Genomic DNA, 21,666 nt, shown 5'->3' with positions numbered 1-21,666 from the left:
CGGTGCCGATCAGCTAGCCGGCACCGTTGAATCTTGTTTGTTCAATCTCAATACAGCATCCGGAACCTGATCGTCCCTTCTATATCTTTTACTTCCTGAATGAATTCTTCGGTATAGTCTTTCGCAATGTCGACAATCACGTAACCAATATGCTCGTTGGTTTTGAGATATTGACCCGTAATGTTGATATTATTTTTACCAAAAATATGGTTCAGCTTCGCCAAAATTCCAGGAACGTTTGCGTGAATGTGCAATAACCTGTGGGAATCTTTCAGCTTCGGCAACTGGACCTCGGGGAAGTTAACGCTTCCGTAAGAACTGCCGTTGTTCATGAATTCCAGTAGTTTGGAAGGAACAAAATGACCGATGTTTTCCTGCGCTTCCTCGGTGCTTCCACCAATATGCGGCGTCAGTATTACATTAGGCAAGCCTCTCAATTCACTTTCAAATATCTCGTCATTGGTTTTTGGCTCTTTTGGAAACACGTCCACACCTGCTCCTGCCACTTTTCCGCTCTTCACCGCATCCGCCAGCGCCTGAATGTCAACTACGTGACCGCGTGATAAATTCAGAAATATGACGCCGTTTTTCATCAGGTCAAATTCCCGCTTTCCTATCAGGTTCGTATTTTCTTTGCGGCCATCCACGTGCATGCTGATCACGTCAGAAATCGCTAAAAGCTCTTCCAATGTGTTCACTTTCCGTGCATTACCCAGAGATAATTTCTCTACCGAATCATAAAAATAGACCTCCATACCAAGCGCTTCCGCAACAACAGAAAGCTGGGTTCCAATGCTTCCGTAACCCACCATGCCAAATTTCTTACCCCGAACTTCGAAACTTCCGTTCGCCGATTTGTCCCAGATTCCCTGGTGCAGCTGATTGCTTTTGCCAACAATGTTACGGATGAGCATAATCATTTCACCCACAGCAAGTTCGACAACAGAACGCGTATTGCTATACGGAGCATTGAAAACGGCTATTCCTTTCTTTGCAGCTTCTTCCAGATCGATTTGGTTAGTCCCAATACAAAATGCGCCAATCGCCATCAAACGGTTCGCGTTGTCCAAAACGCGTTTGGTAATGTTCGTTTTAGAACGGATACCGATGATCGAAACATCTTTTATACGCTCGCAAAGCTCGTCTTCGTCCAATGCGCCTTTTACAAACTCAACATTAAAACCTTGCTCTTCGAAAGCGCGAAGCGCCGCAGGGTGCACATTTTCAAGCAAAAGCACCTTGATCCGGCTTTTCGGATAAGACTGGCTTCTGCTCATTTTATTATCATATAAAAAGTCATCGAATGACGTTGCAATGTGATCCGCAACAGCCACAACGCGCGGACGTTCAACGTTCTCTGTAAAGGCGTAAAAACGACTCGCCAGCCCTGATGCTTTTAATTCATAGTCTGTATAACCGTCCCCGATGGCGTAAACGTCGCCCGTCAGGTTCAGTGAGGAAAGCAATTTTATTTTTCCACCATCCGTCGAAAGGACATTTTCTTCATCCACTCCTGTAATGTTACCGTCTTCGTCAAACAGGAATTCATTGGCATACACATGATCGGCATGGATGCCTAATTCTGTCGCTACGGGCACAATAAACTCCTTAAAACCGCTCGAAACGATAAATATCTGATCTGCATGCTCAGTCAAAAACTGCCTGTTGCGCTGAAACGAATCCGAAACCTTTGTCCTTAAAAAAGTCACCAGTTCCTGAATATGGGAACGATTGGCCTTTAAAAGTCCGATCCGCTGACGGAGCCCGTCAGCAAATGACATTTCGCCATTCATGCCCTTATTCGTCAGGTCAGCTATCTTTTGAACAACCTGATCACGTTCTGGATGGCCATTTAAGGCGATCGCTGCCAATTCGTCCAGCCCTTCCACTTTTGTAAAAGTGCTGTCAAAATCAATGATAATGTACGGTGATGGATTAAGTGTTAATGTGGACATGAAAAGGGAAATAACTGAATATTAATCGGTTAAATAGAATTGGCGTTACCAGCCTCAAAATTACGAATCTCAAACATATCACACTAACAAAATAATATCTGAATCAGTTTTATCGTGAAAGAAACTCCAATGCGCGCTCCTCCGACCAGTAAACGCCGTTTTTCACCCGGGCAGGCCTGAATCCGCAATGCCCGCCGTCCTGTGTCGCAACAAGGCAAACATTTGCATGAGCTCTCAGTTCTTCTATCGGCAGGCTTTCAAAAGGCACGATCGGATCGTTTTTCGCATTGATAACCATGGTCGGGATTGCTATGTCCCTGATAAAGAACTTTGAACTGCATTGTTCATAATAATGGTCGGCGCCGTCGAATCCGTGTAGTGGAGCAGTGAAAATGTGATCGAAATCGTAAAGTGTCCGCACGTGCTTTTGGTCACTTATATTAATGCTGTCCGGAAAAATGGCCGCCTTCGCATTCACTTTTGGTTTTAATGTATTCAAAAAGCGGTGCATATAAACACTGTTTTCCGGCTGTATGATGGACAGGCTGCACGCGCGAAGGTCCATAGGAACGCTGAAAACCAATGCATTCTTAATCTTTGGATTTAAATGAACACCTGATTCCCCGAGATATTTAAGCGTAAGATTTCCTCCTAAACTGAATCCGAGCAGATGTATCTGCTCATAATCCTTACCTAATGCATTTTGAATGACAAGATCAAGATCCTCAGTGGCGCCGCTGTGGTAGAAACGGGCCGTTTTGTTCATTTCACCGCCGCATCCCCGAAAATTCCAGGCAAGGCAATCGAACCCGTGCTGGTTTAGCAGCCTCACCATACCCAAAATATACTGCCTTGTACTATTGCCTTCCAGGCCATGAGAAAGGATCACCAGCTTCCTCGATCCCGGGCTTTTTGCGTAAGACCAATCCAGATCCAGAAAATCTTCATCAGGAGTTACAATTCTTTCCCGGTGGTAAAATACACCCTTAATGCTGCGGAAAAGAGCAGGGTAAATACTCTGTAAATGGCCGTTTGGGAGCCAGTAGGGCGATATTTTGGACGCAGTCTCAATCAATGGCATGCAACAAAGATTATTGAATAAACTAGAATAATTCTAAGCGTTTTTTAATTTTATCTTGCTTTTAGATATTTTCTGTATACATTTGGTTTTTAAAAATATAAGATCAATACTAATGGCAGAAGGTACAGTAAAGTTTTTCAATGACTCCAAAGGATTTGGATTCATCCAACCATCAACTGGTGAGAAGGACATTTTCGTTCACGTTTCAGGTCTTCAAGACGACATCCGTGAGAATGACAAAGTGTCTTACGACGTAGAAAATGGAAAAAAAGGTCTAAACGCTGTTAACGTTCGCGTTATCTAAGTTTAGTCATAATAAGACATTTCGAAAGCATGCTGTACTGCATGCTTTTTTTATGCCCTTTCCGTTCTTTCAGTGGAACTACCTTGCAATTTCTATCTTATACTTCTTCCCTTTCATCTTTTCTGCAGAAATCAATTGCAGCATAGCTTTGGCTCTTCCGCGTTTCACGGCCGCAAACGAAATATTATCCTTCACCTCGATTAATCCGAGATCCTGCTTTTCCAGTTTGCCCTTTTGCAGAAGGAAACCAACAATATCCATTTTATTGAGCTTGCTTTTTTTGCCGCCGCTAATGTAAATCGTCACCCAATCCGAAACCGGCGGCACGGCCAGTTTTGCGGGAAGATCCAGAACTTTGGGCTTGCCAATGATGTAATCGGGCAACTTGTCTTCCCTATCCATTAAAATATAAGCCGTGCCCTCTGCAAGCATGCGTGCGGTGCGGCCGTTCCTATGCGTGAATTCGTCGCCTTTCATCGGTAGTTCGAAGTGGATCACGTGCTTCATATCCGGAATGTCGAGCCCGCGGGCGGCCAGATCGGTTGCAGCAAGGAAAAGCACCGAACCATTACGGAAGCGGATTAATGTCCGTTCGCGCTCTTCCTGCTCCAATTTCCCATGGAAAAACGCGCAGTCTATGCCTTCTTCTTTCAATACGGCGCTAATGCGTTCTACCGAATCCCGTTGGTTGCAGAAGATCAATGTTGATTCGGCTCCCAAATAGCTCAGTAACCTCACCAGTGTGGTCATTTTGTCCTTTTCAGCCAACACCTGAACCACTGTGAGCCCTTCGCTTTTGTTTTTATTTGTTACAAAATCAACGGTAACGGGTGCCTTAATGCTGGTAAATGAGGGAATTTTAGTGGTTGTAGCAGAAACCAAAACCTTCTTTTTTACATTCCTCAAATTCCGGACGATCTCTGACATTTCTTCCTGAAAACCCAGTTCCAGGGATTTATCAAACTCATCCAAAATAAGCGTGGAAATGTGCCTGCCGGTAAACGAGTTTCTGCGAATGTGATCCAGAATGCGGCCCGGCGTTCCCACGATCAAGGCGGGTGCTTCCACCAGGCTTCTTATCTCAGTCTGCATATCATGACCGCCATAACAGCACGTAACCTTAAATCCGGTCGACATTTTCTTCCAAACCTGCTCGATTTGGAGCGCGAGTTCCCGCGTGGGAACGATAACCATGCATTGCACATGATCGGATTCGGGCTTCAAAATGGATGCCACCGGAAGTAAAAAAGCGAGTGTTTTTCCTGAACCAGTTGGTGCCAGCAGCACTACTTCGCTGTTTTGCTGAATCGCCTCATTGGCCTGTTGCTGCATTTCGTTCAGCGCTGTAATGCCCAGGCCAGCAAGATTTATTGTCGTATTTTCCGGATTTGTCATAGCCAAAGATAATAGTTAGCCCCGGATTAAATTCCGGGGCAATGTAACCCGGGCTGGATTAAATCCGGGGCAATTGAAATCCGGGCTGTTAATCGTACAAATCCTCCGAGCGTTCCAGCATTAAAATAGAAGCCTGCGGAACGATGACGTATTTTTGGCCGTCGTATTCCAGGTCAATGGCGTTACGTTGCAGATATATGGCTAAATCGCCTTCTTTGGATTGCAAAGGCATGTATTTTACTTTTTCCTCAGTCTCCTTCCACGGCTCGTCCTCTGCGGCAACCGGAATTGGGTAACCCGGGCCTACTTTAATAACATAACCGCTTTGCACCTGTTCCCTTTCCGTTATCGTTGGTGGCAGATAAAGGCCACTGTTTGTGCGGTCACTAGGGCTTTTCGGGCGGATCAAAACGCGATCACCCACAACTATAAGGCTTCTTAATTTATTATCGGCTGTTACTTCGTACATTTTATTAAATCGTTAATCTAAAGACGTTAATCATCCATCCCACATTTGGTAACAAAAATTCCAACGCAAATGTTTTTCCTTTTTTCTTCCTAAAACTGAAAATAAATGAACTGATTTTCAGTGATAACACCTAAAAAGTAAGTCAGGAAGGCAATGATGAGGAATAATATAAAAAATACGGCAGTGCTGCGGGTTGGAATTTTTTCAAAGTAATGTTCTTTCCAAAGTAAAAATCCGATCAGGAATACGCAGAACCACATTTCTACGTGATTGAATGGGCTTAATATCTGATCTGACAGGGAAAGGCTCCCGATCTTCTCGAAAATCACCATTGAGCGGCTGAGTGAGTTCCTGAAAAATATCCAGGCTAAGGTTACCAAAGCAAAGGTCAGCAGCACATTAACGGTCCGTACAAAGAAGTTATCGGGTATTTGAATGTTCGCCCGCTTTAAATATTTGTCGCGCAGCAGGGCCGTAATCTGGTAAAATCCGTGCAAAGCGCCCCATATGACAAAGCTCCAACTTGTTCCGTGCCATAATCCGCTGACCATGAAGACGATCATCAGGTTGCGGAATTTGATAAACTCTCCACGCCGGTTGCCTCCCAATGGAATATATAAATAATCCCTGAACCATGTGGAAAGCGAAATATGCCATCTTCCCCAGAATTCGGGAATGGATCTGGACTCATATGGCGACCGGAAATTGTCCATCAATGTGAAACCCATTACCCTGGCAGCACCAATGGCAATGTCGGAATAGCCGGAAAAATCGCAGTAAATCTGAAATGAATAAAATGCGGTGGCAGTAAGTAATGTAAGTCCGTTATGGTCGGAGGCCGGATCATAGGCATAGTCCACGAAGACAGAAAGCCGGTCTGCAATCACCATTTTCTTGAAAAACCCGAAGGCCATTTGCATTAATCCCGACTTAACCAGCTCAAAATCATATTTGAAATACGAATGAAATTGGAAAAGCATGTTTTGCGGACGCTCAATCGGACCGGCGACCAGCTGCGGGTAAAACATGACATACAATGCGTAAATACCAAAATGTCGCTCGGCGGTCTGATTTCCCCGGTAGACTTCAATGGTATAACTCATGGCCTGGAAAGTGTGAAATGACAAGCCGATCGGAAGCAAGATCTTTCCTTCGCCAGTCGTCATCCATTCGGCTATGCGGCTGGGAACAAGCCTCGTTAATGCAGGGACGGCGGGCCGCAAATCGAAGCTGGCGAGCACGCTGTTGATGGAATCCTGTAAAAAATCGTAGTATTTGAAGAATGCGAGAATGCCGATGTTGGAAATCAAGCTAATGATCAGCAGCAGCTTTTTTCGTTTCTGATCATTTGATTGTTCTATCCAAATGCCTGCATAATAGTCGATTACGATGGTCCCAAACAGGATCAGGATAAAGATCGGCTTGAAAACCATGTAAAAGTAGCAACTGGCTGCCAGCAAAAGCATCCACCGCCCACGCCACGACAGGCTGAAATAAGCCAGCGTAACGACAATAAAGAAAATGATAAATTGTATATCGGTAAACAGCATCAGCTCAAATGTACTCTCGGTTGACTATCTCCTCTTTAATAATAAACAAAGGGCGATTTTTGGACTGAAAAAATATGCGGAGAACGTATTCTCCGATGATGCCCAGCGCCAGTAACTGCACGCCGCTGAACAGGATAATCACAAACAACAAAGACGTAAAACCCTCGATAACCTGGGCAAAAAACATCTTTTTAACCACGACAACAATGAAATAAAACAAGGAAATAAGGATGGCAATCACCCCTACCCGACTCATGAATTTGATCGGAAATTCACTAAAATTGAAAATCCCGTTGTAAGCAAGCTGGAATAATTGCTTGAAGGAATATTTGGATTCCCCCGCAGCCCTTGCATCTCTTTCATACTCAAAACCAACCTGTTTGAAACCGATCCAGGAGCGCATTCCCCTCAAATAACGGCTTTCTTCGGGCATTTTATTCAGGACATCCACAACCCGGCGGCTTATCAGCGCAAAATCGCCACTGTCCAGCGGGATTTCAACATAAGAAATAGAACGTAGAATGCGGTAGAAGAAATGATAGCCCATTTTTTTCACAAAACCTTCCTTACGCTTTTTACGGACCGCGTAAACCACATCATTCCCTTCTTTCAATAATTTATAAAAATCCGGAAGCAATTCGGGCGGATCCTGCAAATCGCCGTCAATGACGAAAAGCGCCTCACTTCCACGGGCTGCTGCAATTCCAGCTGTTAATGCGAGCTGGTGACCATGGTTTCGCGATAAAAATACACCATGATAACGTTCGTCTGTAAGTGCCAGCTGCCTGATTCTTAATGCTGTATCATCTTTACTTCCATCATCGATAAGCACTACTTCAATAGAAAGCGGACTGGAATCCATCAATGCATTGATTCGCTGAATGAGCATGGGAAATGACTCGGACTCATTATAAAGCGGCGCGACAATGGATATCTGAGGGATTTGAGACATTCTTCTGTTTGGCTATTTGACCTATGGCGGCAAAAATACACCTTTCAGCGCATTATCAAGTGCCCGAATGATTTATGGGATTGTAATTTTTCTAAGAATACCACCTTGCGACTTTCCGTTTTCCACGTGAATGATGCCCAAATCATACGATCCGGGTTTGAGAGCAGTGAGTGGGATTTCAGTGTCGGCCCCTTTGTCATATTGCTTGAAAATGTTCCTGCCTGAGTATGCCTGAGGAGTCATTTTGAAGAAATAAAGCTGCCTGGCGTCTCTGACGAAGGCATAATGACCATTGTTACGATTGAGCCACATGCTGCTTTGCGGATCATGAATATGTAAAACGTTGCCGTGAGTGGAGATCAAAATGCCTTCTTCTGCCGGCATTGGATTTTGCATCTTCCTAATTTCCATTGCCAGCTTTTCGGGCGCATCCGGATATTTATAAACATCCCAGCTTACCATCTGCTTCATCATGGTGTCTACATAAGCTGCGCTTGTCGAAAACGGGACATGGCCCAGTCCAAATCCATTATGCTCCTGGTTATAGCCATTGACTGTCAGATATTTATTCCTTTCAGCAATGACCGGCAGGTAACCGTAAATAGAAAATCCCCAAATGATCACACTCGTGGTTAAAGCAAATTGGAATATCCATTCCTGGACTTGCTTTCCTTTTACAGTATTAATGAATGTAAGATAAGCTACGATTAAAAACAGTGCAGGATACATTTTGTAATTGCTGACGATCATTACAAAGAAGCCGAAACGAGGCCGTAACAAACCGATAATCAATGCATTGACTAATAGAAATGTCAGAATACCCAGCAAGAACATATCCTGATTTTTCTTGTCAATTGAGGTTTCCAGACCTGTGTAAGGGATGTTTTTAGGCCGGTTGAAAGTGCGTGTAAGCCAGGGTAGGAGTTGTCTGTACAACCAAATAGCAACCCAGATCGTCACCAAAAAGCCCATCAGAACAGGCAATGCGGAGCGGACGACAATGGTTTTCTCCGGAAAAAAATCGAACAAACCACCCAAAAATGCAAAGAAGCCCAAAACGGATAAATGTGGATATTTTGCAAAGAACTCCATGCTGGATTCGTTACCCTGGGCCGACATTCCGTAAAAATAAAGCCCTACGGCAACCGCGCCCGCTATGAGCCAGACGGTAAGCTGTTTATAATTGGATCTTAAAAGGAGTATCATCACACCCGCCGGCCAAACGAAAATCCCGTTACTCATGGCATAAGTGGCACATACAGCCGCCAAAACCGCCCAGCCAAACCTTTCCCTAGACAAGAGAAACATGGAAAGGCTGATAAAAAACACCACCGGCTGGTGCTGCAAACTGCATATCGCCCAAAGGAAAACAAGGTGATATTGTAATTGAAAAAGCAAAAACGGGACTGGCAGAAAATACCACCAATTGATCTTCGTCCTGGCAAAAGAAAGCCAGAAAATCCTTAATGTGCCCAGCGTAAAACAAGCCCCGGCAATCTGCAGGAATGTGAAATTCAAGTGCCCGGTAACCCAATAGTAAGCAAGCGTTACGAGCTTCCCGATCACCATACGGTGTTCGTTATTGGGCTGAAAAAGCAATGTTAACCTGTCCGAAAAAGACGTATCGGTGATCCACTTTTGCAGGAAATCCGGAAACGGGTCAAAATCGTCGTACCAGGGCAGGTTGACGGAATAATATAAGATGACAAACACCCAAAGCAGCACGGGCAGTGTCATGGCGGCACTTATAGCTAACTTTTTATTGCTGTTCACCTTGCGAATCTTTCATGATAATTACTTTCCTGCCGAAATATCCGGCCATGCATTTGTTCCACCAATGGTCGGGATTGTCCTTGATGTCGTCGTCTACAAAAATTGAGAATGGCTTGGAATGGATCGGCGGCAGATAAACGGTGCTTTCCTTGGAGCTGCGCAACATATCATAGCGCGCATACATTTCTTTATCAAATGCTGCTGCTTTCCCATTTATCAGATCTGAATACATTAAGCGAACATTAGCGCTGCGGTAAAATGACAAGCTTATAGAAAGCGTCAAAACTGCGTAAAGTATGCCATATCGAACCATTGAGAATTGAAATGGACTGGTAGTGCTTTTTTTGAAATAATGGAAAACCACCCCGATCACATAAAACCAGCCGATCAGGAAAAAGAAGTAAACACAATTGATCACACGCGGCGTCGGCTCAATTCCTACGCCGTAATAAGAAGGGAAAAGCTGGGCCGAAAGGACACCAATGAACAAAAGCGCTGCATACCAGACCGGAATTGAAAAATAATTCCTGGCCCCGGCCGAAAGCCTGGAAAGGACAACCAGCCAGGCCAATGAGAAGAAGATCAGCGGTGTACGGAATATCCAGTCGAAGCTCAGTACAGCAAGCTTTTTGAATGATGAAATAACCGAAAAAGGGATATTCCCACCCAATGGATTGCCGCCGATGCGCGCCTGGTTGCCTGGTGAGCTAAAATACAAGTAACAGGAAACCGCACAGACAGCCAGCATTGCGATCATAAAACCATCCACTTTCCTGTGAAAAAGAATGCGGTAAACCCACCACGCGCCAATGAGCAGCACAATGATGAGCAGGTTGGTTTCGCTGCTTCCAACGATGGCGAAAACCAGAAATCCGGCCAGACTGCTTAAAATGACCTTTGCCGTTTGCGTGTCCTGGCGATACCAACGCAGCACGAGCACGATCCATAGCAATGTAAAAATGTTTGGGATCGTATAAGTCACAAACGCCGCCATCCAGTAGAATGCCTCAGACATGCTGGCGATTTTGAGGATATACAGGAAGAAAACAACCCCGGCAAACCCTAAATGCGCCATGCGTGATAATGTTGGCGTAAGATGCCTGAAAAGACTGTAAAGGGCGAAAACAACTCCCGATAGCAGGATAACCGGCAAAATCTTGAAACCATTGATCCAGTGAAAAAGAAGCGGATTGGAATGGTTTAGAAAAATCCCGAAATAACGGCCCGTCCAGCCCGAATAGTAGTAATTCATGGCTTCGAACCAGCCGAATTTGAACACCGTGTCAATGTAACAATAATCGTCGGCCGGGGAAGGGTGATTGAAATAAGAGAGCGCGAATAACGGAGCCAGGACTGTGACCATCAGTAAAATGTTGATCCAGTTGCCTACGATCCGATATTTTCGATAAAATCTATTCATTTAAAGTTTTTTCAATGATGTAACGAGGACGGCCTTTTACTTCTTCGTAAATCTTGCCAATGTATTCTCCTATCAACCCCAGCGCCATCATATTGGAACCACTGAAAAACGTGAGCGGCAACATGGTGGACGTCCAGCCGGGAACCGTGTAACCGACCAGATAAGAGAAAAGGATATAAGCCACAATGATCATTGCGACCATAAAATTGAAAACGCCGAAATACAAAACGAGGCGCATCGGGAAAGTGGAAAAAGACGTAATGCCATTCCACGCAAAAAGCAACATTTTGCTCAGCGGATATTTCGTTTCTCCGGCTTCACGTTCCAGTCGGTTATAGTAAACCTTATCATTCCGGAAACCCACCAACGGCACAATGCCGCGCAGAAACATGTTGATTTCTTTAAAATTACCCAGCTCCTGCAAAACCCGGCGGTCCATCAAGCGGAAGTCGGCATGATTGAAAACAACCGGAACGCCCATTTTTTGCATTAATACATAAAAACTTTCCGCAGTAACACGCTTGAACCAGCTGTCTGAACTCCTGTCCCCTCTTACTCCGTAAACCACCATGGCGCCGTCCCGGTGCTTTTCTACCATGGCTGCAATGGCGTTCATATCGTCCTGCAAGTCGGCATCGATGGTGATGAAGCAGTCGAAATTGTCTATATTTTTTTCCAAACCGGCCATAATAGCGCTTTGGTGGCCGAAATTCCGGGATAGTCCTACGCCGATAATGTTGGGGTCCTGCTGGCAAAGGGATTCTATAATGTTCCAGGTTTTATCCCGGCTTCCATCATTCACAAAACAAATGCGGCTGTCTTCTGTAATAAGGCCCTGCTGTTTGAGCGAGTTGTAGTAAACGCTCAGTTTGGAATAGGTCAGATGTAATATCGCCTCTTCGTTGTAGCATGGAATTACCAGAAGTAAACGCGCTGGATTCATAGAACACCTTTTAATTAAGTCGACAAAAATAGCAGTAATAAGTTAATATGCTCTTTTTATCGGTTGAGTCTTCGCATTCGGCTGCCCCGATTATTTTCGGACTTCCCCGCCTTTTTTACCTAAAACCGTATTAATCAGCATCGGGTAAAGAAGCACGGCGAGTAATATCAGCAATGTGCCCATGTAAAATTCGGAAGTCATCCGCTCTTTCTCTCCGAAAAAGAAAAAAGCCAGTGCAATGCCGTAAACCGGTTCCAGATTAATGGTCAGATTGATGAGGTAAGCTGAAAATTGCTTCATCAGCTGCGTGGCCATCGTGCTCGCGTAAACCGTGCATATGAACGCCAGGAACAAGATCCAGATCCAATCTTTCGCAACCGGAATGTAAGGTTCACCGTTGGACCAGCCCTGCCACTCGAATATCATTACAAAAAACAATGAGAAAACCGTTGCACCGATCATTTCATAAAATGTAATGATGTAAGCGTCTATGCGTTGCACAAGCCTGCTGTTGGCAACGGTGAACATGGCGGCCAGCAAGGCGGAAGCCAGCGCGAGTGCCAATCCCAGCGCATGGTCAAATTCAAATTTGAAAACCACATATAAACCCGCAAACGCCAGAATCCCCAGCCCTACTTCGAGCGGCCGAACGCTTCTTTTATTGACCAAAGGCTCAATTAAGCTCGTCCATAATGATGTGGTGGCCATTCCTGCCAGACAAACCGATGCCGTGGAAACACGAGCCGAGGCGAAAAACAGCATCCAGTGCGCGGATAAAATGAAACCAACCAACAACATCCGGATCACGTCCCTGCTGTCGGCTTTGAGTTGCTTCTGCTTAAAAAAAATGATAACCCCCAGCCCAACCGCCGCAAACAAGGTCCGGTAGAAAACCAGGGAAACGGGTGAAATGGTGACCATAAGGCCTACGATGGCCGTGAAACCCCAGATCAGGACCAGAAAATGAAGATGCAGATACGAACGCAGCGCCGTGGGTGAAAACATGGTTAACGGGGCAATGTTTTATACAAAATCAGCCCTATGCATGAAAAAACAATGTTGGGCAGCCAAACCGCAAACAATGTGTTGATCGTGCCCGCCTCCGCCACACCTTTTGACAAAAGAAAGAATAATATGTAAATAAATGCCAGCATAAACCCGAGCGCAATCTGCCAGCCTACGCCTCGCCGGCTTTTTCTGGCGGACACTATTACGCCGATCGCAGTAAGGATCAGAATGGCGAAAGGTTGGGTAAACCGAATGTATTTTTCAATTAAATAAACTTCCAGACCATCCGCACCGCGACTTTTGAGGAGGTCAATGTATGCATTCAGCTCGGGTAAGGTGAATGTTTCAAAAAGGTTATAATCGCTTTCAAAATCTTTGGGGGATAAATTGATCGTAGTGTCAATTTCTGCGCCCGCACGCAGCTTTTCACCTAGGCTATCCAATGTCCGGACCTGGTAATTTTGCAAAGTCCATTTGCCTTTTTTGGGCTGCCAAACGATTTTATCCGCGTAGAATTTCTGCAAAAGCTTATTGCCCTTTATCGTTTCCATCGTGAATTTATTCCCGGTCTTGGTCATCGTATTATAGCTTTCCAGGTAAGCATACACATCCGGGGCGATGGTAATGTGGACATTATGGCCGCTGAAATAGAATTCCTGCTTCACATAAGTCTTCTCAAAGCTGTTACGGACCTTATTTGCTTTGGGCAAAATCCAGCCTACCTGAACGAATGTGAGACATCCTAAAACCGTTGCGCCGATCATGTAAGGCAACAGCATCCGCCCGAAGCTGATCCCGCTGCTGAGCATGGCTATGATCTCCGTGCGGGCCGCAATCCGGGAAGTAAAAAAAACCGTAGCAATAAAAACCATCAGCGGACTGATGTAATTGATCCAGTAAGGAATGAGGTTGAAGTAATAATCGACGATGATCTCGTTGAGCGGCGCCTTTTTTTCCAGAAAGTCATCCACCTTTTCCGTGTAATCGATCATGCAAATGATAAGCACGATCACGAATGCAACGAAAACGTATGTTATCAGGAAATTTTTGATCAGATAACGATCCAGTATTTTCAATCTCATGGCTGGGGAAGTCTCATCGGCGCTGAACCAGTAAATTTTTGGACACCTCGAGACTGATAAACAACGTCTGACCGCCGTTTATTTGTACAGAAGCTGATTTATCATATTCATTAATTTCTTTCACTTCTATAACAGCGCCCAAAGTAATCCCGGACCGATCCAGATGCTGCAAAAAGGAAGGTGCGTGATCCAGCACACCCATCATCAACACTTTTTCACCCACCTGAATGTCCGTCAATATGGTATAATCCGGCTCGGTCAGGTTGCCTTTGGCGTCGGGGATCGGGTCGCCGTGAGGGTCAAATCTGGGGTGACCCAGAAATGTGTCCAGTTTCTCGACCAGGATCTCAGATGGGATATGTTCCAATTCTTCCGCAATGTCGTGCACCTCATCCCAGCCAAAGCCCAATTTCTCAACCAAAAATACTTCCCATAGCCGATGCTTGCGGATCACCTTGATCGCAACCTTCTCGCCGCTGTCCGTAAGCCTTACGCCCTGGTATTTTTTATAATGGATTAATCCTTTTTCCGCCAGTTTACGTAACATATCTGTCACGGAAGCGGCGCGGGTGGATGTGCTTTCTGCCAGCGCATTCGTACTGACCTCCACGCCCTCCCGGCCGGAAAGTGAGTGAATGATCTTTAAATAATTTTCTTCTGTGAAGGAGTTTTGCATTGAAGTCATCACCAAGGCATTAATCTTGATATGAACAAAAGTACGACTTACTAATCGGAAAATAAAAAATTTAGACTACTCTAAAAATATATTTGTGAAAACATTTATCTTTGTTTTTAGTAAACTAAATTGTTTATTACAACGGCTTTAAAAAATGCTTGATAGTTTGAAAATCAAAGAAACCTCGCGTAATGTAACACCCGGTGAAGGTGGAAGACTTGCTTCTTTATCGGAGGTGCATTCATCCATAACAGTTCCGGAAGGCGCGGGATTTTGGCGGAAACTGATGGCCTTTACAGGTCCCGGACTCATGGTCGCCGTGGGTTATATCGATCCGGGAAACTGGGCAACGGACATTGAAGGCGGTTCGCGGTTTGGCTACACATTGTTATCTGTAATCCTGATTTCCAACCTTTTTGCGATGCTTTTGCAGCATCTTTCGCTCAAATTGGGCATTGCGTCAGGACGTGACCTTGCACAAGCCTGCCGCGATTACTATTCCAGGCCGGTTTCATTTGTGCTCTGGATACTTTCTGAAATTGCCATTGCCGCCACCGACCTTGCCGAAGTGATCGGTTCAGCCATTGCACTAAACCTGCTTTTCGGGCTTCCATTGCCCGTAGGCGTAGTTTTTACGGCGCTTGATGTGCTGCTGGTTCTTTATTTTCAACAAAAAGGCTTTCGGATTATTGAGAGTATCGTCGCCGGTTTAATGGGGATTATCCTGCTGAGCTTTATCTATGAAATGATCGTGTCCCAGCCTTCTATCGCCGGAATCGTCGACGGTTTGATCCCAAGAACACAAATAGTGACCGACTCGGGAATGCTGTACATTGCGATTGGGATTTTGGGCGCTACCGTGATGCCGCATAACCTTTACCTGCATTCCAGCATTGTCCAGACCAGGGCGTATAACAGGAATGACGAAGGAAAAAAATCAGCCATACGCTTCGCAACCATCGATTCTACGGTTTCCCTCGCACTTGCATTCTTCATTAACGCCTCCATCCTGATCCTCGCCGCAACCGCTTTTCACGCAAACGGACACTTTGAAATTGCAGACATTACGGACGCATATCACCTGCTGGATCCGGTTTTGGGCGTAGGCCTGGCCGGGATATTTTTCGCGCTGGCTTTACTTGCTTCCGGGCAAAGTTCTACATTGACAGGCACATTGGCCGGGCAGATCGTAATGGAGGGTTTTTTAAATATCCGTCTTAAACCCTGGCTGCGCAGGCTCATAACCCGGGGCATTGCCATCATTCCGGCACTGATCGTTTCATCATTATATGGCGAGAAAGGAACGGCGGACCTGCTCGTTTTCAGTCAGGTGATTTTGTCGTTGCAACTGAGCTTTGCTGTGGTGCCGCTGGTGTTCTTCACGTCCAACAGTAAGATCATGGGACGCTTCGCCAATTCGCGATTTCTGACCGTTTTGGCCTGTGTAATCACCCTGATTATTATTAGTTTGAACCTCTTTTTGCTTTGGAAAACCTTCTTTTGAACCTTAAACTTTAACTTAGTTTAACAAAGTCTCCCCTGCTCCCGGCCACAACTTGCCGCCCAAAACACATTTCTTCCCGCATACGTTCGCAAAGAAGTGTCTGATTGAAAATTAATTTTATCCATGTAAGAACCTTTTTGCATGCGGTTTCCTAACTTTCGCCGTTTTTTCGACCTAAAGTGAATGGAATCAAAGCATAAATTGAACAAGATTACGGCAGCCGGTGTACTGGTTGCATTCGGGATTATTTATGGTGATATAGGCACTTCGCCCCTGTATGTAATGCAGGCGATCATCCTGAATGAAGTCATTACCGAAGAGATCATTTATGGCGCCATTTCCTGTATTTTCTGGACACTTACTTTACAGACAACCGTCAAATATGTAATCCTCATCCTGCGGGCCGATAATAAGGGCGAAGGTGGGATTTTCGCCCTCTATGCGCTTGTTCGCAAGCACGCCAAATGGCTCACGGTCCCGGCCGTGATCGGCGGCAGTACACTGCTTGCAGATGGGATCATTACCCCACCCATTTCCGTATCATCTGCCGTTGAAGGTTTGCAGCTTATTTATCCCAACATTCAGACTATACCCATCGTAATTAGTATCCTGACGCTGATTTTTGTTATTCAGGCATTTGGAACAAAGGTTGTTGGGCGTGCTTTTGGCCCTATTATGGTTACCTGGTTTGTGATGCTGGGCGTGCTTGGTCTCCACCAGATCATGGAGCATCCGGAAATCTTAAAAGCGCTAAATCCTGTCTACGGCTACGACCTGATAACCAAACACCCTGGCGGTTTCTGGATCCTGGGAGCTGTTTTTCTTTGTACAACAGGAGCCGAAGCATTGTATTCGGATCTTGGACATTGCGGCCGGGAGAACATCCGGGTGAGCTGGATTTTTGTAAAAATATGCTTGTTACTCAATTATTTCGGCCAGGGAGCATGGCTTCTTACCGAAATGGGTAATCTTTTGGAAGCACGCAAGCCATTCTATGAAATCATGCCCGAATGGTGGTTGCTGCCCGGCGTTGTGATAGCAACATTGGCAGCGATTATCGCCAGCCAGGCTGTTATAACCGGCTCATTTACCTTAATCTCTGAAGCAATACGCCTGAATTTCTGGCCAAAAGTGCGCTTAATTTATCCAAGCGATCAGAAAGGACAACTCTACGTGCCGAGTATCAACTGGCTGCTTTGGCTGGGCTGCTGCGGTGTAGTTTTATATTTTGGAAAATCATCCAATATGGAGGCTGCGTATGGTCTGGCCATTACGCTGACGATGATCATGACGACCATTCTCTTCTCTTATTATCTGTATATCAAACGGGTAAATCTCTGGATCGTGATCGCCTTCATGCTTTTCTATTTATTTATCGAAGGCATGTTCCTGGGCGCTAACCTCCTGAAATTCACGCACGGAGGCTGGTTTACGATTCTGGTGGGAACAGTGGTTGCTGGTTTGATGACGATCTGGCTTAAAGCCTTCTACATTAAGCTGCGTTTGACGGAATACACGAAACTGGAAAAATATTTACCAGCCCTGCACGAGCTCAGCCGCGACATCAGTATCCCCAAATACACGACGCACCTGGTGTTCATGACCAATGCTTCCCGGGCTACGGAGATCGAGACAAAAGTGATTTATTCCATATTCCAAAAACGGCCGAAACGTGCTGACGTTTACTGGTTTATCCACGTTGACATTACAGATGATCCGTACACAATGGAATACAAGGTGTTGTCCGACGACGATAACAATGATAATGTAATCAAGATCAATTTCCGTCTGGGCTTCCGGGTGGATCAGCGGATCAATATGTTCTTCAGGAAAGTGGTGGAAGATATGGTAATGAACAAGGAAGTGGACATTACCAGCCGATACGAATCCCTTAGCAGACAGAACATTACGGGTGATTTCCGTTTTGTTGTGCTGGAAAGGTTCCTGTCATTTGAAAACGACCTGCCGCTGTTTGAACAGCTCGTGATGAAGACTTATTTCTTTGTTAAAGACTTCACCACGTCTGAGGACAAGTGGTTTGGACTGGACAGCAGCTCGGTGAAAATCGAGAAAGTGCCTTTGATCATCAGGCCGGTTGAAAATGTGAAGCTGCGGCGCGTTTTTAACTGATTATTTCAGATAAACACCTTCTTCCTCCGCACGGCTTAAAACCACTTCTACGTGCTCAGTAAGCGTGGTACTCAGCGCATAACCCACGTAGTCTGCGTGGATAGGGAATTTGTGATGGCTCCTGTCCACGACAACGGCAACCTGCACTTTTTTCATACTCACTTTCAGGAAGGGTTCCAAAGCAAAAGCCAATGTCCGTCCGGTGTTCAGCACGTCGTCGGCAATAACAATGACCTGATTTTCGATCTGAACATCCTTGTCAAAAATCACAGGACTCTGGAAATGAATGTGTTTGTCAAAACGCAGCTCAACGAGCTCGACATGCAGCGGGGAAATGTCCGTGAGCTCGGCAACGAGCCTTTTTGCAAAAGCATAACCTTCCCCGGCTATTCCGGCGATGATAATGCTCGTTTCTTCAAAATTATGCTCATATATTTCAAACGCGATCCTGCGGATCTTCTGGCTCGTTTGAAGCGGACTTAATATCTGGCGTTTCTTTGAAATTGTACTGTCGGTCATTGGGTGAGCTTAATGCTTGTTGGGATAAAATTAAGAAGAGAAGTTCTTTATCCAATGCGCAAACATGATTTCCTGCGTCGGCAATTCCAGACTGGCGATGCCCAGTTCAACCTTTTTTTCGCCAATGCGCTCTACCCGGAGCTCCATTAATGCCTGGTCATATTTTTTAGAAAACTCAGGATGCGCCTGTATCCCCAACATGCGCTCGCCCACGCGGAACATGGCATGCGGGCAGTCGGGCGTTTCGGCCATTAATGTAGCATCAGGCGGTAATTGTACCACCTGATCCTGGCACATCATCAGCAAATTAAATGCATCTGTAAACGGATGCATCCAGCTTTCCCGGGCGGTGAGCTGGAAACGATGCACGCCCACACACCAGCCAACCGGTGATTTTTCCACTTTGCCGCCTAATGCCTCTCCCAACATCTGATGCCCGAAACAGACACCAATAAATGTTTTTTGGGACTGATAAATGTCCACCACGAAGTTTTTTAACCGGGTAATCCAATCTTCCTGATCATAAACCGAACTTTTGGAACCAGTGCAAATGTAGATGTCACACTCCTCGACGGACACGGGAAAGTGACCATTGCAGACATCATAGAAATGAAGTTCCCACTCCGGTGCCACATTTGAAAACAGGGCCGGAAACATGTCCCGGTAATCGCCCGCTATGTGCCGCAGCTCTTCCCGCACGTGATCGCATTCGAGTAAGCCAACTTTCACCGCCATTATGCGTTAATTTTCAAATGAAATGATTTTGGTCGGGTCAATGCTTCATAACCGACCGTGGAAAGCGTGCAGCCTCTGCCAGAGTTCTTTACACCGGTCCATGCCAGGGCAGGATCTAAATAATCGCAGCGGTTCATGAACCAGGTTCCGGTTTCCACTTGCTCACCTATTGCCAGCGCGGCTTCTACATCCGATGTCCAGATGGAAGCAGTAAGCCCGTACTGGCTGTCATTCATCAACCTGATGGCCTCCTCATCACTTTCCACAGGCATAATGCCGACCACCGGCGCGAATGTTTCCTCGGTCATCACATTCATATTATGGTTCACATTAACAAGCACTTGTGGTGCAAAATACGGCGTCCCGGACTGGTGTGCAGGGAAGAGTTCCGGATCGATCAATGCCGTAGCACCTTGCGAAATGGCTTCATTTATCTGCTTTTGCGCAAATTCAGCTGCCGCCGTGCGGACCATCGGGCCGAGCGTTGTTCCGGTGTTTGTAGGATCTCCCAAAGTGTAAGTTTTGGTCAATGCTGCAAAGTCCGTAACAAACTGATCATAAACGTCCTTATGCACATAAATCCGTTCGATCCCACAGCACGACTGCCCCGAATTAAAGAACGAACCATCCACGAGATTTTCGACCGCGTCTGCCAGATCAGCATCCGCGCGCACATAGGCAGGATCTTTACCGCCCAATTCCAGTCCGCCAATGATAAAACGTTCATTAATCGCCCTTTGGACTGCATGTCCGCCTTCCACCGAGCCTGTAAATGCCACGTAATCAATGCGCGTATCCACAATCACCCGGGCAACCTGCTCATGATTTAAATGCAGATATTGAAATACACCCTCAGGTAAACCGGCATACTCAAAAGCCGCGGCATAGCGCTCGGCACACAATGGTGTTTGCTGCGCATGCTTCAAAATAACCGCATTACCTGCCATAATAGCTGGAATTACGGAATTTACGGAAGTCAGATATGGATAATTCCACGGCGCAACCACGAAAACAACGCCCAATGGATCCCTCCTGATAAACCTTTTAAACCCTGCAATTTCCTCCACTTCCACATCTGCCAGCGCTTTCGGTGCGATGGAAATCATATAATTAGCGCGTTCCTGAAATCCTTTTCTGATCTCATTGGCTGTATAGCGGATGGGCCGGCCCATTTGCCAGGTCAGTTCCAGTCCAATTTCATCTGCATTATTTAGGAAATATTCCACCGCTTTCCGGCAGATCGCTTCCCGTTCATCCAGCGAAGTTTTTCGCCATTCTTTTTGTGCAGCAACGGCCTTAGCCAATGCTGTTTCAACTTCCTGCGGCTCTGCTAAGGTGCGTTCCACATATACGGAGCCGTCAATCGGGCTTATCGTTTTTTGAGTTGCCATGATCAGAGGGGCGTTACATAGGCAGAAGTGATCCCGCCGTCAACCAGAAAATCCGTTCCTGTTACAAATGAGGATTCATCGGAAGCTAAGAACAATGCGGCATAAGCCATTTCTTTCGCCTCGCCGAAGCGGCCCATGGGAATGTGGACCAGCCTGCGTTGTTTTTTCTCTTCGGTATTTAAAAATTTCATCAGCAACTCCGTGCGCAGCGGACCGGGACACAATGCATTGACGCGGATATTTTCACGCGCATGAATAATGGCCAGCTCGCGCGTCAACGCCAAAACAGCTCCTTTACTAGCCGTATAAGCAACCTGCGGTGTAGCAGCACCTAATATTGCGACGAAAGAGGCAGTGTTGATTATCGAACCGCCGCCTGCGCGCTGCAATGCAGGAATGCCGTATTTACAGCCTAAAAACACCCCTTTAGCATTGATATTCATCGTCAGGTCCCAGATGGACTCGTCGGTTGTCATGGCATTGTCATCGTCGCTGTGCATAATGCCCGCGTTGTTGAAAATGATGTTGAGCTTGCCGAATTTTTCTTCCGCGAATGCAACGGCCGCCTCATTATCAGCGGCTTTGGAAACGTCCGAATGCAGGAAGAACGCCTCGCCTCCGTTAGCAACGATCTCATCGGCAGTTTCCTGTCCGGCCGCATCATTGACGTCGGTAACAACAACTTTTGCTCCTTCTTTGGCAAACAAAAGTGCAGTTTCACGCCCGATTCCGCCACTTCCGCCGGTTATCAGCGCAACTTTATTTTCTAAACGCATGGA

19 protein-coding genes are annotated in these 21,666 nt (G+C 45.9%); 3 read left to right on the top strand and 16 right to left on the bottom strand.

The window, feature by feature from the left end; genetic code table 11:
- Positions 1–47: 47 nt before the first annotated feature.
- Positions 48–1,955 (bottom strand): phosphoglycerate dehydrogenase, encoded by a 1,908-nt coding sequence (gene serA / locus LZG74_RS04630; protein ID WP_233795426.1) that lies wholly within the window; start codon positions 1,953–1,955, stop codon positions 48–50.
- Between the two features lie 109 nt (positions 1,956–2,064).
- Positions 2,065–3,036 carry a YheT family hydrolase gene (locus tag LZG74_RS04625; protein WP_233795425.1) on the bottom strand — a complete coding sequence of 324 codons (972 nt, stop codon included), beginning with the start codon at positions 3,034–3,036 and terminating at the stop codon, positions 2,065–2,067.
- Positions 3,037–3,148: 112 nt separating this feature from the next.
- Here LZG74_RS04625 and LZG74_RS04620 point away from each other — a divergent pair, with 112 nt between their 5' ends.
- Entirely contained in the window at positions 3,149–3,340 is a 192-nt protein-coding gene (locus LZG74_RS04620; protein WP_026630672.1) for a cold-shock protein, read from the top strand.
- A gap of 78 nt (positions 3,341–3,418) precedes the next feature.
- Here LZG74_RS04620 and LZG74_RS04615 read toward each other — a convergent pair whose 3' ends face one another.
- The 10 genes from LZG74_RS04615 to LZG74_RS04570 all read right to left on the bottom strand — a co-directional run bounded on the left by LZG74_RS04615 (position 3,419) and on the right by LZG74_RS04570 (position 14,608).
- A complete protein-coding gene (locus tag LZG74_RS04615) occupies positions 3,419–4,735 on the bottom strand; it encodes a DEAD/DEAH box helicase (protein ID WP_233795424.1) in 1,317 nt (438 codons plus the stop codon).
- Between the two features lie 88 nt (positions 4,736–4,823).
- Positions 4,824–5,204, bottom strand: a complete 381-nt coding sequence (locus tag LZG74_RS04610; protein WP_233795423.1) for a co-chaperone GroES family protein — start codon at positions 5,202–5,204, stop codon at positions 4,824–4,826.
- An 89-nt stretch (positions 5,205–5,293) separates the two neighbouring features.
- Complete coding sequence (locus LZG74_RS04605) at positions 5,294–6,754, bottom strand: MBOAT family protein (protein WP_233795422.1); 1,461 nt, start codon at positions 6,752–6,754, stop codon at positions 5,294–5,296.
- A 4-nt stretch (positions 6,755–6,758) separates the two neighbouring features.
- Complete coding sequence (locus LZG74_RS04600; protein WP_233795421.1) at positions 6,759–7,706, bottom strand: glycosyltransferase family 2 protein; 948 nt, start codon at positions 7,704–7,706, stop codon at positions 6,759–6,761.
- A gap of 72 nt (positions 7,707–7,778) precedes the next feature.
- Positions 7,779–9,443: a hypothetical protein gene (locus LZG74_RS04595; protein ID WP_233795420.1), complete on the bottom strand. Its 1,665-nt coding sequence runs from the start codon at positions 9,441–9,443 to the stop codon at positions 7,779–7,781.
- 22 nt (positions 9,444–9,465) lie between these two features.
- Entirely contained in the window at positions 9,466–10,899 is a 1,434-nt protein-coding gene (locus LZG74_RS04590; protein WP_233795419.1) for a DUF6056 family protein, read from the bottom strand.
- Entirely contained in the window at positions 10,892–11,842 is a 951-nt protein-coding gene (locus tag LZG74_RS04585) for a glycosyltransferase family 2 protein (RefSeq protein WP_233795418.1), read from the bottom strand. Before LZG74_RS04585 ends, LZG74_RS04590 begins: the two co-directional genes overlap by 8 nt.
- 90 nt (positions 11,843–11,932) lie before the next feature.
- Complete coding sequence (locus LZG74_RS04580) at positions 11,933–12,847, bottom strand: DMT family transporter (protein WP_233795417.1); 915 nt, start codon at positions 12,845–12,847, stop codon at positions 11,933–11,935.
- 2 nt (positions 12,848–12,849) lie between these two features.
- The gene (locus LZG74_RS04575) at positions 12,850–13,926 is read right to left on the bottom strand and encodes an LptF/LptG family permease (RefSeq protein WP_233796326.1); all 1,077 of its coding nucleotides are present in this window, start codon (positions 13,924–13,926) and stop codon (positions 12,850–12,852) included.
- 19 nt (positions 13,927–13,945) lie between these two features.
- A complete protein-coding gene (locus LZG74_RS04570; RefSeq protein WP_026630661.1) occupies positions 13,946–14,608 on the bottom strand; it encodes a metal-dependent transcriptional regulator in 663 nt (220 codons plus the stop codon).
- Positions 14,609–14,762: 154 nt separating this feature from the next.
- Here LZG74_RS04570 and LZG74_RS04565 point away from each other — a divergent pair, with 154 nt between their 5' ends.
- A complete protein-coding gene (locus tag LZG74_RS04565) occupies positions 14,763–16,112 on the top strand; it encodes an Nramp family divalent metal transporter (protein ID WP_233795416.1) in 1,350 nt (449 codons plus the stop codon).
- Between the two features lie 183 nt (positions 16,113–16,295).
- Entirely contained in the window at positions 16,296–18,242 is a 1,947-nt protein-coding gene (locus tag LZG74_RS04560; RefSeq protein ID WP_233795415.1) for a KUP/HAK/KT family potassium transporter, read from the top strand.
- Here the strand turns inward: LZG74_RS04560 and LZG74_RS04555 are convergent, their stop codons facing one another.
- Genes LZG74_RS04555 through LZG74_RS04540 form a run of 4 tightly spaced genes read right to left on the bottom strand, consistent with a single transcriptional unit; the run spans position 18,243 to position 21,663 of the window.
- Complete coding sequence (locus tag LZG74_RS04555) at positions 18,243–18,761, bottom strand: phosphoribosyltransferase family protein (RefSeq protein WP_233795414.1); 519 nt, start codon at positions 18,759–18,761, stop codon at positions 18,243–18,245.
- 30 nt (positions 18,762–18,791) lie between these two features.
- Positions 18,792–19,496: a glutamine amidotransferase-related protein gene (locus tag LZG74_RS04550; RefSeq protein ID WP_233795413.1), complete on the bottom strand. Its 705-nt coding sequence runs from the start codon at positions 19,494–19,496 to the stop codon at positions 18,792–18,794.
- Entirely contained in the window at positions 19,496–20,887 is a 1,392-nt protein-coding gene (locus LZG74_RS04545) for an aldehyde dehydrogenase family protein (RefSeq protein WP_233795412.1), read from the bottom strand. The genes LZG74_RS04550 and LZG74_RS04545 overlap by 1 nt, the downstream gene beginning before the upstream one ends.
- Before the next feature lie 2 nt (positions 20,888–20,889).
- On the bottom strand, positions 20,890–21,663 hold the full coding sequence (locus LZG74_RS04540; protein ID WP_233795411.1) for a glucose 1-dehydrogenase: 774 nt from the start codon (positions 21,661–21,663) through the stop codon (positions 20,890–20,892).
- Positions 21,664–21,666 lie beyond the last annotated feature (3 nt).

The organism is Dyadobacter sp. CY327, from assembly GCF_021390415.1.
In the GTDB taxonomy this organism is placed as follows: domain Bacteria; phylum Bacteroidota; class Bacteroidia; order Cytophagales; family Spirosomataceae; genus Dyadobacter; species Dyadobacter chenhuakuii.
Note: the sequence above shows the minus strand (reverse complement) of the source record. Positions and strands in the feature narration are given on the sequence as shown.